Annotated in this window: 11 protein-coding genes, 1 tRNA gene and 1 riboswitch; of the genes, 8 read left to right on the top strand and 4 right to left on the bottom strand. The window is 65.4% G+C overall.

Annotated features, from left to right (window positions below):
* Window positions 1–17 precede the first annotated feature (17 nt).
* From RSW2DRAFT_RS08530 to RSW2DRAFT_RS08520, 3 genes are all read left to right on the top strand, one after another.
* Window positions 18–416 carry an META domain-containing protein gene (locus tag RSW2DRAFT_RS08530; protein WP_008030001.1) on the top strand — a complete coding sequence of 133 codons (399 nt, stop codon included), beginning with the start codon at window positions 18–20 and terminating at the stop codon, window positions 414–416.
* Between the two features lie 85 nt (window positions 417–501).
* The gene (locus RSW2DRAFT_RS08525; protein ID WP_008029999.1) at window positions 502–813 is read left to right on the top strand and encodes a hypothetical protein; all 312 of its coding nucleotides are present in this window, start codon (window positions 502–504) and stop codon (window positions 811–813) included.
* 278 nt (window positions 814–1091) lie between these two features.
* Window positions 1092–1559 carry an MmcB family DNA repair protein gene (locus RSW2DRAFT_RS08520; protein ID WP_008029997.1) on the top strand — a complete coding sequence of 156 codons (468 nt, stop codon included), beginning with the start codon at window positions 1092–1094 and terminating at the stop codon, window positions 1557–1559.
* Here RSW2DRAFT_RS08520 and RSW2DRAFT_RS08515 read toward each other — a convergent pair.
* A complete protein-coding gene (locus tag RSW2DRAFT_RS08515; protein ID WP_008029993.1) occupies window positions 1556–1768 on the bottom strand; it encodes a DUF6324 family protein in 213 nt (70 codons plus the stop codon). The two genes, RSW2DRAFT_RS08520 and RSW2DRAFT_RS08515, sit on opposite strands and share 4 nt — an antisense overlap.
* 107 nt (window positions 1769–1875) lie before the next feature.
* On the opposite strand from RSW2DRAFT_RS08515, the gene RSW2DRAFT_RS08510 reads away from it, so the two are divergent.
* A tRNA-His gene (locus RSW2DRAFT_RS08510) sits at window positions 1876–1952 on the top strand.
* A gap of 22 nt (window positions 1953–1974) precedes the next feature.
* On the opposite strand, the gene RSW2DRAFT_RS08505 is transcribed toward RSW2DRAFT_RS08510, so the two are convergent.
* The gene (locus tag RSW2DRAFT_RS08505) at window positions 1975–2679 is read right to left on the bottom strand and encodes a DUF5765 domain-containing protein (protein ID WP_008029991.1); all 705 of its coding nucleotides are present in this window, start codon (window positions 2677–2679) and stop codon (window positions 1975–1977) included.
* 185 nt (window positions 2680–2864) lie between these two features.
* On the opposite strand from RSW2DRAFT_RS08505, the gene RSW2DRAFT_RS08500 reads away from it, so the two are divergent.
* Complete coding sequence (locus RSW2DRAFT_RS08500) at window positions 2865–4841, top strand: phospholipase D-like domain-containing protein (RefSeq protein ID WP_008029989.1); 1977 nt, start codon at window positions 2865–2867, stop codon at window positions 4839–4841.
* Window positions 4842–4865: 24 nt separating this feature from the next.
* Here the strand turns inward: RSW2DRAFT_RS08500 and RSW2DRAFT_RS08495 are convergent, their stop codons facing one another.
* Entirely contained in the window at window positions 4866–5726 is an 861-nt protein-coding gene (locus tag RSW2DRAFT_RS08495) for a YiiX/YebB-like N1pC/P60 family cysteine hydrolase (RefSeq protein WP_156790673.1), read from the bottom strand.
* Window positions 5727–6036: 310 nt separating this feature from the next.
* On the opposite strand from RSW2DRAFT_RS08495, the gene ppsA reads away from it, so the two are divergent.
* Window positions 6037–8433: a phosphoenolpyruvate synthase gene (gene ppsA, locus RSW2DRAFT_RS08490; protein ID WP_008029984.1), complete on the top strand. Its 2397-nt coding sequence runs from the start codon at window positions 6037–6039 to the stop codon at window positions 8431–8433.
* Here the strand turns inward: ppsA and RSW2DRAFT_RS08485 are convergent.
* Window positions 8420–9124, bottom strand: a complete 705-nt coding sequence (locus RSW2DRAFT_RS08485) for a glutathione S-transferase N-terminal domain-containing protein (RefSeq protein WP_008029982.1) — start codon at window positions 9122–9124, stop codon at window positions 8420–8422. The genes ppsA and RSW2DRAFT_RS08485 overlap by 14 nt on opposite strands.
* An 83-nt stretch (window positions 9125–9207) precedes the next feature.
* A riboswitch (SAM riboswitch) is annotated at window positions 9208–9285 on the top strand.
* Window positions 9286–9329: 44 nt separating this feature from the next.
* Between RSW2DRAFT_RS08485 and metZ the strand changes: the two genes are divergently transcribed.
* Window positions 9330–10511 (top strand): O-succinylhomoserine sulfhydrylase, encoded by a 1182-nt coding sequence (gene metZ, locus RSW2DRAFT_RS08480; RefSeq protein ID WP_008029981.1) that lies wholly within the window; start codon window positions 9330–9332, stop codon window positions 10509–10511.
* Between the two features lie 97 nt (window positions 10512–10608).
* Complete coding sequence (folE2, locus tag RSW2DRAFT_RS08475; RefSeq protein WP_008029978.1) at window positions 10609–11697, top strand: GTP cyclohydrolase FolE2; 1089 nt, start codon at window positions 10609–10611, stop codon at window positions 11695–11697.
* Window positions 11698–11758 lie beyond the last annotated feature (61 nt).

Genomic DNA, 11758 nt, shown 5'->3' with positions numbered 1-11758 from the left:
ATCTCAGGGGGAATGTGATGAAAACCGTTGCAGGACTGCTGCTGGCGCTGGCAATGGCGGGTGGTGCGGCGCGGGCGCAAGACCTGCCCGCCGACGCGCTGGCCACGATCTGGCAGTTGCAAAGCCTGGATGGCGCGGCCTTTGCCGCCACCGCCACGGTCGAGCTTGCCACCCCCGGCCAGCTTGCCGGACAAGCGCCCTGCAATCGTTATGGCGCGGAGCTGCTGGCACCGCTGCCGGCGTTTCGGCCCGGCCCGATCTGGGCCACCCGCATGGCCTGCGCCGATCTGCGGCTGGAGGCCGATTTCCTGGCGGCGCTGGCGGCGATGACGCAGGCCGAACTGTCCGAAGGCCCGGTTCTGCGGCTGACCGGCCCCGACGGGCGGCACATGGAATTCGCGCCGAAAGCCGATTGACCCCGGCGTCAGCCGCCGGTTCGCGCTTTCCTGCTGGACATTGCTGCAAGCTGGGCTAATCTTTTTCACAATGAAAGGGACCATCATGCCCAAACTCATCCGGCTTTACATCGTCAACGTGGCCATCGGTTTTGCGGTGGCGCTGGCCTTCGTGGTTGGTCTGGTGGCGCTGGACGTGGCGCAACTGCGGCATCTGGTGCTGGAAACCGAAATGGGCTGGCTGGCCGGGCTGATGATGGTGATGTTCAACGGCGTGGTGTTCGCCGGAGTGCAGTTCGCCATCGCGGTGATGCGGATGGCGGAAAAGCCCGAAGCCCCGACCGGCGGGCGGCGCGCGCCCCGGGTGCGTCCGGTGCCGGTGCGGGTTGAAGTGACCGCAGCGCCGCGTCGCAAGTAAGGTCGGCAAGTAAATCCTTGGAAGGTGGTTTGCTGCGGAAAGTGGCGGGATCCGCAGCGGCCGTGGAGACGTGAATTTCCCGAGAGCCTGAGTGTTCAGGTTGGTCGCCAGATACCAGGGCCAGAACCCTGGCAGAGCCAGCTCCCTCGGAGATGCTTATCGGCCACTGGAAAAGGGCCTCGCACGAGAAGAGCAGAACCCGCCACCCCAACAGATAGGCGGCCTTGCCCCGCAACGCAAGGCTTGCGTGATGTTCACCTTTGGTTCATATTTTGCGCATGAACACTCTGGAACCCCTGCCGCCGATGCCCGGCCAGCGCCTTGCGCGCGGGGTCTGTCGGCATTTGCGCAGCCATGATTTCGTCACCGTCGAGGAACTGGTGCCCACCCCCGGCCTGCGGGTCGATGTGATGGCTTTGGGGCCGAAGGGCGAGATCTGGGTGATCGAGTGCAAATCCTCGCGCACCGACTATGCCACCGACCGCAAGTGGCAGGGCTATCTGGAATGGTGCGACCGGTTCTTCTGGGCGGTGGATGCCGATTTCCCGACCGACTTGCTGCCCGAAGGCACCGGGCTGATCGTCGCCGACGCCTATGACGCCGAGATTTTGCGGATGGGGCCGGATACCGCACTGGCCTCGGCGCGGCGGCGGGTGATGCTGCAGAAATTCGCCCGCCACGCGGCGGCGCGGCTGCACGCCTTGCGCGATCCCGGCGTGGCCGGGCTGGTGACCGCGACGCTTTAGCGCTTCTTGCCCTTGGGGCCGGATGTGGCCAGCGTGCGGGCGGCGGCGGCGGCGGCGCGCAGCTCTTCGGCAATCTCCTCGGCCTCTTCGGGGTCGAAATCCAGCGGCAGCTCGATCCCCTCGGCCTCGATATAGATCCGCACCATGCCGACGCTGGTCGGGCCGATCTGGATGTTGGCGGCGATGTCGCTTTGCTTGTCGATGCTCATGGCGGTCTCCGGCGTTGCTGCCTGTTTCGGGTAGCGCCGAACGGCCGCGCAGGCAAGCGCGAAGGCCCTTGCAATCCGCCGGGTGCCCGGCTAAATGGCCGCCAAGTGCCGACGTAGCTCAGTTGGTTAGAGCACCAGATTGTGGATCTGGGGGTCCCCCGTTCGAGCCGGGGCGTCGGTACCATCCAGCACTTGCCCCAAAGCCCTCAGGCCCGCACCGTCATCCGCTGCCGGATGGCGGGGCTGAGCGATACCAGCGCCAGACCGATCGAGAACAGGCACCAGATCGCCGGCACCTCGTTGGGTGCTGTGGTCAGTTGCCCGGCCAGCACCGGCCCCATCAGGAACTGGAACAGCGCAAAGCGCCAGGCACCATACAGCAGCGGCAGCACGAAGGCCGCGATCATGTAGCTGGGGAAGCCCAGCGTGGTGCCCAGCAGGTTTTCCAGCGGCACAAGCAAGCCGTTGTAGGGCACGTCCCAGGCCTGATGCCAGACGCCGGACACCGTGCACAGGATCTTGCCGCACAGGATCGACCCCGGCGCGCAGACCCCGGCCCAGTCGAACGGGTAAAGCTGCAACAGCATGATCACCGAGGACAGCGCGCAACCGATGAACACCGCCATCCGCACCCGCAGCTTCACCTCGCGCGGCACCAGTTCCATGGCGAAGGCGTTGATGAACAGCGGCTGAAACACGATATGCAGGATCGACAGCAGGGTCAGGCTCTGGTTGACCGGGCTGCCGCACTGGTTGATCACCATGTAGCCGCCGACCTGCAACGCCTCCATGAAGGTGAAATAGGCCAGCGCCAGCGGCATCGCCACCGGATCGCCGCGCCGGATGCTGATCGCCGTGGCCACCGCCCCTGCGGCCACCATGGCGATCGTGGCTCCCGAACTCCAGCACATCGCGCGTTCCTCCGTTGCCTGCCCGGTCATCATTGCGGCAGGCGGGCGCATATGGCAACGCCGGGCAGCGGGCCGTTCTGTCGCAGCCCCCCGCGACCGCCCCGCACATTGTCTGCTTGGGGAGCGGGTGCTATGTCATGGACAGGAAAGGCCAAAATGTCGGCCGCAGCAGGGAGGGGCGTCAGGTGAGGGGGCCGGTCGCGGCAATGCTGGCAGCACTCGCCCTGATGGGCGGCTGTGCCGATCCGGCCCGGACCAGCGCCAACCGCCTGCTGAACGCACAGCCAACGCAAGGCCGGGTTGAGGCCGCCTATCAGGCGCAACTGCAAGCCGTGGTGCAGGGCAAGCCGGGCGCTATCGCTCCGCTGACCGCCGGCAGTCTGGCTGCCGCCCCCGGCCCGCGGCTGTTCCAGCAGCGCTGGCGGCGGGCGGCGGCGGATGTCTATCTGGACGCGACGGGGCCGGTGGCAGGAGCGGTGTTCCGCTTCTCGGGCCTGCAAGCGGCGGACACTGCGGTCACGCTGCATCTCAACGGTCCTCGGGCGCTGTCGCTGCGCGGCATCTGCGACGGCCCGTTGCAGATGCGCACCGCCGACGAGGAGCGCGGCGTGGCCGCGGGGCGGCATTTCCTGCTGGCGATGACCAACGCCGCCCCCGATGCCACAAGGCTGCTGCTGCCGCCGCAGACCGACACCTGCAACCTTGCCATCGGCCCGCTGGGCAAACCCGCCAGCTACACCCTGACCCTGCAACGCGAGGAACTGGCCGACCCGGCACTGGCGCGGCTGGATCAGCGTTATGACCTGTGCACCCAGCCAAGCCCCCGCGGGCTGGACCCGCTGGAGCGGGCGTTCTTCGCCTCGGGCGCGCTGTCGCGCAGCTGCACCGGGCCGCTGGGGCAGGCCGACCTGCTGGCCGACCCGTTCGATGCCTTCAACGCCAAGATCGCGGCGCTGACCGGGCGGCGGCTGACCCGGGCGCAGATCGCGGCGGGCAACCCCGAGATGCCGCTGGATTTTTCCAACGCGCCGAAGCTTGACCTGATCTACCTGTCCTACCTGCACCTGCGGGCGGATTTCTCGGGGCGGCTGATCTTCCGGGCGCTGGAATATCACGCCGCCCGTGGCACGCCGGTGCGGGTGCTGGTCACCGGCCACATGACCGGCGGCAAAAGCAACACCATGCTGCGCGAACTCGCCGCCAGATACCCGTTGGTGCAGATCCAGCGGTTCGAATGGACCCCGCCCGCGCTGCCCGCGCCGCGCGATCTGCTGGATCGCTTGCATCGCGGCAACCATATCAAGGTTTTCGCCACGCTTTCCGCCCGCCCCGGCCAGTCGCATTTCATGGCCTCGGGGCGCAACCTGCACGACGGTTTCCTGTTCAGCACCCCGCGCGATCTGTCGGCCTTCCCCGAGCTTTACAACTACGCCGACCGCCCTAAAAGCGTGGCGGCGTTCTTTTCGGCTTATGACGACCTGGATATCGACCTGCGGTCCGATGCCACCGTGCGGGCGCTGATGGCGCAGTTGTCAACCTTCTGGCACCGCGATGCCGCAACAAGCGTGTACCGACCGTTCACGCTGGCCACCGAAGGCCCGGCGCCGCAGACCGGCATGACGCATTTCCTGTCAGTGCCCTATGTCGATGGCCGGGCGCTGGAACGCTGGTATGTGGCGCTGTTCGATGCAGCACGGCACTCGATCGACATCGTGTCGCCCTACATGAACCTGACGCCTGCGCTGGCCGCGGCCTTCCGGCGGGCCGAGGCGCGCGGGGTGCGCGTGCGCTTCATCCTGCCGCTGAACATGGACAACGACCCGCTGGGCAAACAGAAAAGCGACCTGAACCGGCTGTTCGTGCGGGAATTTGTTGCCGAGGCGGCGCTTTACGAGCACATCCACCCCACCAACATCCTTCATTCCAAGATCGTGATGATCGACGGGCGGCTGACCATCCTCGGCTCGGTCAACTTCAACCAGCGGGCATTTCTGCACGATACCGAGAATGGCGTGGCGGTGCTGGACCCTGCGTTCAACCGCCGCCTGCAACCGTTGTTCAACGAATATCTGACAGATTCCGTGCGGCTGCGCGGGCCGGGCGAGATCAGTTTCCTCGTGCGCTTCCTGTCTCATTCGGCGTTTCTGCGTGGGCTGCTGTAGCCCGCCCCGCCAGATGCCGCGGCTTCAGATCGGGCGGCTGTTGCGGTTCTGGTTGGCCCAATAGCCGGAAATGTCCCTGATCAGCGTGGCCCGGCTGCCCGACGCCGCGCCATTGCGGTTGGCGCGCAGGTAATAGACCAGATCAAGCCGCGAACGTTGCACCGCGGCCTCGGCCACCACATCGTCCGGCATGATGGATTGACGGCCATACATCGGGCGCACCGGCAGCGACAGTTCCGGCATCACCTGCGCCACCAGTTCGCCGCAATACAGTTTGGCCGTGGTGGCATTGTCCATGCGGAAATCGAACTTGGTGCCGATCCGGGCATAGAAACCCACCAGCGCCTGCCTGCGGCGCTGCGTCCCGGCCAGATTGGGCCGCAGAACGGCGATCCGGTCGGTATCCAGCGCCTGATCCGGGGTTGAAAGATGCACGCCATGCAGGTCGGATTCAATGAAAACCGCCCCGGCACGGATGCTGTCGTGATGCGGCACCACGCGCGGATCGTCCCAGACCCGCAGCTTGCGCAGCTCGGCTTCGGTGCCCAGATAGGTGATGACATGCCCGAACAGGCCCGGGATCAGGTTGCCCGACATATGGCCCTTGGAACTGAGCACCAGCACATCCAGCGGCTGCACTTCGCGCAACAGCTTTTGCTGTGCCCCGGTTTGCAGCACATATCCGGGCCGCAACACCATGTTGCCAACCACCACGCCAAACACCGGCGCGATCGGATCGACCAGACCGACAAGGGCCGGCGGAAAGCTTTCGGCGCCGGTGCAGCAGTCTTGCAGCGGCGTGTTGGCCAGCGTTCGGCCAATGCTGCCGGTGTCGGTGTTGGTGGACCCGCAGGCCGCCAGCGCCAGAACCAGCGCCGCAAGCACCAAGCGCTTCGTCCGGCCCGCAAGCCGCCCGAATGACCCCGAAAAACCGCCCCGGTGCCTTGCGGTCCGCGCGTCAGCTACAGTCGCCATCATTGTCTCCCAAGCCTTTCGGAACCAATGACAGCAGGACATCGGTCAGCAGCGGCACCAGCCCGACTCTCGCGTCGGCCGCCTTTTTGAGCGTGGAGCGCCTGCGGGAGTCAAGTCCGTTAATGTCGCGAATAGCCCGGTAGCTTGCGCGGCATCAATGCAAATTGCCGTTATTTCAGGCATTATGTCTGTATTGGTTGCAATCGTGGAGGGCTGGCCCATGTCTGCGAAACCCGAATTCCTGAAGTGGTTTGAAGATACCTCGCGCGCCGATGTCGGCATTGTCGGCGGCAAGAACGCCTCGCTGGGCGAGATGGTGCAGGGGCTTGGCGCCAAAGGCATCCGGGTGCCGCCCGGCTTTGCCACCACGGCGCAGGCCTTCCGCCGCTATCTGGCCGAAAACGGCCTGCCCGCGCTGCTGGACGCCCGGATGGCCGCACTGGCCGAAGGCCGGGCGACACTGGCCGCCGTGGGGCAGGAATTGCGCACGGCCATCGCCGCAGGCCACTGGCCCGACGCCATCGCCGCCGAAATTGTCGCAGCCTACCGCAGCCTTGGCCAGCGGGTCGGCAAGACCGATCCCGCCGTGGCGGTGCGATCTTCCGCCACCGCCGAAGACCTGCCCGACGCCAGTTTCGCCGGTCAGCAGGAAACCTATCTGAACATTGTCGGCGAAACCGCGCTGCTGGAGGCCTGTCGGCGCTGCTATGCCTCGCTTTATACCGACCGCGCCATCACCTACCGGCGGCTGAAGGGCTTTGCCCCCACCTCGGTGGCGCTGTCGATCGGGGTGCAACTGATGGTGCGATCCGACCTTGGCGGCGCCGGGGTGATGTTCTCGATCGACACCGAATCGGGGTTCGACAAGGTGGTGCTGATCAACGCCGCCTGGGGGCTTGGCGAAAACGTGGTGCAGGGCACGGTGAACCCGGACGAATATCAGGTCTACAAGCCGTTCCTTGGCAATCCGTCGCTGGTGCCGATCCTGCAGAAATCGCTGGGCGAGAAGGAGCGCAAGCTGATCCACGCCACCGGCGCTGCCGCCACCCGAAACGTGCCGACCAGCCAGGCCGAGCGCGAGGCCTTTGTGCTCAGCGACGCCGAAATCCTTGATCTGGCCCGCCAGGCCTGCGTGATCGAGGCGCATTATGGCACGCCGATGGATATCGAATGGGCGCGCGACGGCGAAACCGGGGTGATCTGGATCGTTCAGGCCCGGCCGGAAACCGTGCAATCGCGCGCCGATGTCGGGGCGTTGCGCAGCTATGCCCTGAAATCCAGGGGCAAGAAGCTGCTCGAAGGCCTCAGCGTCGGGGATGCAGTGGCCGCGGGCGAGGTGTGCCTGATCCGCTCTGCCGCCGATATCGCCAAATTTGTCGATGGATCGGTGCTGGTCACCTCGACCACCGACCCCGACTGGGTGCCGGTGATGAAACGCGCCCGCGCCATCATCACCGACCATGGTGGCCGCACCAGCCATGCCGCCATCGTCAGCCGCGAGTTGGGCCTGCCCGCCATCGTCGGCACCGGCAACGCCACGCATCTGCTGCATGACGGCCAAGCGGTCACCGTGTCCTGCGCCGAGGGCGACCATGGCTTTGTCTATGATGGCATTGCCGAATTCGAGGTGACCGAACTGAAGCTGGATCAGGTGCCGCAGACCCGCACCGAGGTGATGCTGAACCTTGCCAACCCCGCCGCTGCCGCCCGCTGGTGGCGGCTGCCGGTGGATGGCGTCGGGCTGGCGCGGATGGAATTCGTGATCTCCAACGCCATCCGGGTGCACCCCCTGGCGCTGACCCGGTTCGACAGCCTGACCGACCCCGCCGCCCGCGCCGAGATTGCCCACCTGACCCGCGGCTACCCCGACAAACCGGCCTATTTCGTCGAGAAGCTGGCGATGGGCCTGTCGCGTATCGCCGCCACCTGGTATCCGCACCCGGCCATTGTGCGGATGTCGGATTTCAAGACCAACGAATACGCGGGCCTCATGGGCGGCGCGCAGTTCGAACCGGCCGAGGAAAACCCGATGATCGGTTTCCGCGGCGCCTCGCGCTACTATTCCGACGCCTACCGCGACGGTTTCGCGCTGGAATGTCGGGCGATCAAGCACCTGCGCGAGGGCATGGGGTTTGACAATGTGGTGGTGATGATCCCGTTCTGCCGCTCGCCCGAGGAGGCCGACCGCGTGCTGGCGGTGATGGCCGAAAACGGGCTGGAGCGCGGCAAGAACGGCCTGCAAGTCTATGTGATGTGCGAGATTCCGTCGAATGTGATCCTGGCGGATGAATTTGCCAAACGCTTTGACGGCTTCTCCATCGGCTCGAATGACCTCACGCAACTGACCCTTGGCGTGGACCGCGATTCCGCCGAACTGGCGGGGCTGTTCCGCGAACGCGACCCGGCGGTGCTGTGGATGATTGAAACCGTGATCGCGCGGGCAAAGGCGGCGGGGCGGCATATCGGGCTGTGCGGGCAGGCGCCATCGAACGACCCCGAGTTTGCCCGGCTCTTGGTGGCCGCAGGTATCGACGCGATTTCGGTGACGCCCGACAGTTTCCTGGCGGTGAAACAGCACGTCGCGGCGGCAGAGGCGGCGGGGGTCAGGCCGGCTTGATGCCGTAAAGCACCTGCATGGCCTGCGCATCGGGCGGCTCCCGCAACTCGGCCCCCACCGCCTTGCCGCGGATGAAGCCGGGGCGCAGCGCCAACGCCTCCAGCCAGCGTTTGAAATGCGGTTTGTCGTCAAGGCTTTGCTGCTGACCTTCCCAGCCCATCGCCCAGGGCCAGATGGCGAAATCGGCGAGGCTGAGGAAATCGCCTGCGGCGAACTCATGCGTCGCCAATTGTCGGTCCAGCACGCCGTAAAGCCGCGCCACCTCGCGCCGGTAGCGGTCCTTGGCATAGGGCAGGTCTTGCGGTGGCTCCATCGCCGGGGCGTATTTCAGGAAGTGGTGCGCTTGCCCCGCCATCGGCCCGACGCCGCCCATCTGCCACATCAGCCATTCTTCAACCGCCACCCGCTGCCGTTCGGTTGTGCCATAAAACAGCCCGGTCTTGCGGCCCAGATATTGCAGGATCGCCCCGGATTCAAAGATCGAGATCGGCGCGCCGTCCGGCCCCTCGGGGTCGGTGATCGCGGGCATCCGGTTGTTCGGCGCGATCTTCAGGAACTCGGGGTCGAACTGCTCGCCCTTGCCGATGTTTACGGGATGGATGCTGTAGGGCAGCCCCATCTCCTCCAGTGCGATGCTGATCTTGTGACCGTTCGGGGTGGGCCAATAGTAAAGCGTGATCGGTTGCGGCATGGGATGCTCCTTTGCCGCCATGATGCCAGCATGGCGGCAAAGCACAAGCCGCGGCGGTTGACCGCGCCTTGGCAAAGGCGTAATCCGGGCTTCGTGGCGATTTGTTACCGGATTGCGGGCCACGTTAAACATGCCGCTAAAATGGTCAGGGTTTTCACCCCCGGCCCTTTGATGGTTCGGGGGTTTTTTGTTGGCGGAGACGGGCATGAGCAAGGACTGGCAGAAACGCACGCAACTGGTGCACGAGGGCAGCCGCCGCAGCCAGTATGGCGAGATGGCCGAGGCGATCTTTCTGACCCAGGGCTTTGCCTATGACAGCGCCGAACAGGCCGAGGCGCGCTTTATCAAGGCCGGTGACGACGAGTTCATCTATGCCCGCTACGGCAACCCCACCACCCGGATGTTCGAAGACCGCATCGCCGCGATCGAGGGCACCGAGGATGCCTTTGCCACCGCCAGCGGCATGGCGGCGGTGAATGGCGCGCTGGTGTCGATGCTGAAGGCGGGGGATCATGTGGTGTCCGCCCGCGCGCTGTTCGGCTCGTGTCTGTATATTCTGGAGGAGGTGCTGACCCGTTATGGCGTCAAGGTCACCTTCGTCGATGGTGCCGATCTGGACCAGTGGAAGGCCGGCGTGGTGCCGGGGGTCAAGGCGGTGTTTTTCGAGTCGATCTCCAACCCCACGCTGGAACTGATTGATATCGAAGCGGTTTCCAAAATCGCCCACGCGGTCGGCGCGCTGGTGATCGTCGATAACGTCTTTGCCACGCCGATCTTCTCCCGTGCAGTCGATCAGGGCGCCGATGTGGTGGTCTATTCCACAACCAAGCATATCGACGGTCAGGGCCGCGCCCTGGGCGGTGTGATCTGCGGCACGCGCGATTTCATCCGCAAGGTGGCCGAGCCTTACCTGAAACACACCGGGGCGGCGATGAGCCCGTTCACCGCCTGGATCATGCTGAACGGCATGGTGACGCTCGATTTGCGCTGCCGGGCGATGGCGGAAACGGCCGCGAAGATGGCGGTGGCGCTGGAAGGGCACCCGGCTCTCACGAAAGTGATCTATCCCGGCCTGCCCAGCCACCCGCAGGCCGACCTTGCGGCGCGGCAGATCGGTTCGGGCGGCACCATGGTCAGTTTCGATATCAAGGGCGGCAAGGATGCGGCCTTCCGCTTCATGAACGCGCTGAAAATCATCAAGATTTCCAACAACCTCGGCGATGCCAAGACCATTGCCACCCACCCCACCACCACCACGCACCAGCGGCTGACCGATGCGCAGCGCGCCGGACTTGGCATCACGCCGGGGCTGATCCGGCTGTCGCTGGGGCTAGAGGATGCGGGCGACCTGATTGCCGATGTGAAAGCGGCGCTTTCGGTGATCTGATGTCGGGCGCGCGGCGTATCTGGTCTTGCAGGGCTTGGCTTTGATGAAAATCATCCCACATAATATCCCTGCGACCATGACCTCAGGGGGACGCGCCATGAACATCCATATGCCGGAAATTGACCGCAAGCCCAGCCGCGCGCAGGCCGAGGCGGCGCTGGCCCTGCTGCGGCAATGGGCGGGCACGGCCTCGGATGCCGAGATTGCCGCTGTGGACCCCGACGCGCTGCTGCTGCTGGGGCAGGGCGAGACGGTGCTGAGCCGCGCCTACCCCGAGGATTTCGTGGCGACCGAGGCCTACAAGGCCACGCTGCCCGACCTGCAGAACGGCCCGGCCAGCCTGATCGTCGGCACCCGCACGCAGATTCAGCATGTGGGGATTTCCAACTTCCGCCTGCCGATCCGCTATCACACCCGCGACAATGGCGACCTGACGCTGGAAACCTCGGTGACCGGCACCGTCAGTCTGGAGGCCGAGAAGAAGGGCATCAACATGAGCCGCATCATGCGGTCGTTCTATGCCCATGCCGAACGCGATTTCAGCTTCGAGGTGATCGAGCACGCGCTGGAAGACTACAAGCGCGACCTGCAAAGCTTTGACGCCCGCATCCAGATGCGGCTTTCCTTCCCGGCCAAGGTGCAATCGCTGCGCTCGGGTCTGACCGGCTGGCAGTATTACGACATCGCGCTGGAACTGGTCGATGCGGGTGGCGTGCGCAAGAAGATCATGCATCTGGATTTCGTCTATTCCAGCACCTGCCCCTGCTCGCTGGAACTGTCCGAACACGCCCGCCGCAGCCGCGGCCAACTGGCCACGCCACATTCGCAACGCTCGGTGGCGCGCATCTCGGTGGTGGTGAACGACGGCGAATGTCTGTGGTTCGAAGACCTGATTGACCTCGCGCGCGCGGCGGTGCCGACCGAGACCCAGGTGATGGTGAAACGCGAGGATGAACAGGCCTTTGCCGAGCTGAACGGTGCCAACCCGATCTTTGTCGAGGATGCCGCCCGCAGCTTCTGCGCCAAACTGCTGGACGACCCGCGGATCGGTGATTTCCGGGTGCTGGCCAGCCATCAGGAAAGCCTGCACAGCCATGATGCGGTCAGCCTGCTGACCCAAGGCCCGACCTTCGCGCAGGAAAGCCTGGACCCGCGGCTGTTCGGCACGCTGTTCCACGTCGGCTAAGGCTGTCGGGGGCTAAGGCTGCCGGGGCGCGCGAACTGGCGCGACTTCGGCGGCGGATCAG

The sequence above is a fragment of the Rhodobacter ferrooxidans genome (genome assembly GCF_000176015.1).
Lineage (GTDB): Bacteria > Pseudomonadota > Alphaproteobacteria > Rhodobacterales > Rhodobacteraceae > Pseudorhodobacter_B > Pseudorhodobacter_B ferrooxidans.
Note: the sequence above shows the minus strand (reverse complement) of the source record. Positions and strands in the feature narration are given on the sequence as shown.

Bases quoted from the DNA above. Each gene is read 5' to 3' on its own strand.
- RSW2DRAFT_RS08525 (WP_008029999.1), top strand. From the start codon at position 502: ATGCCCAAACTCATCCGGCTTTACATCGTCAACGTGGCCATCGGTTTT.
- folE2 (WP_008029978.1), top strand. From the start codon at position 10,609: ATGAACATCCATATGCCGGAAATTGACCGCAAGCCCAGCCGCGCGCAG.
- RSW2DRAFT_RS08515 (WP_008029993.1), bottom strand. From the start codon at position 1,768: ATGAGCATCGACAAGCAAAGCGACATCGCCGCCAACATCCAGATCGGC.
- RSW2DRAFT_RS08530 (WP_008030001.1), top strand. From the start codon at position 18: ATGAAAACCGTTGCAGGACTGCTGCTGGCGCTGGCAATGGCGGGTGGT.
- ppsA (WP_008029984.1), top strand. From the start codon at position 6,037: ATGTCTGCGAAACCCGAATTCCTGAAGTGGTTTGAAGATACCTCGCGC.
- RSW2DRAFT_RS08485 (WP_008029982.1), bottom strand. From the start codon at position 9,124: ATGCCGCAACCGATCACGCTTTACTATTGGCCCACCCCGAACGGTCAC.
- RSW2DRAFT_RS08520 (WP_008029997.1), top strand. From the start codon at position 1,092: ATGAACACTCTGGAACCCCTGCCGCCGATGCCCGGCCAGCGCCTTGCG.
- RSW2DRAFT_RS08505 (WP_008029991.1), bottom strand. From the start codon at position 2,679: ATGTGCTGGAGTTCGGGAGCCACGATCGCCATGGTGGCCGCAGGGGCG.
- metZ (WP_008029981.1), top strand. From the start codon at position 9,330: ATGAGCAAGGACTGGCAGAAACGCACGCAACTGGTGCACGAGGGCAGC.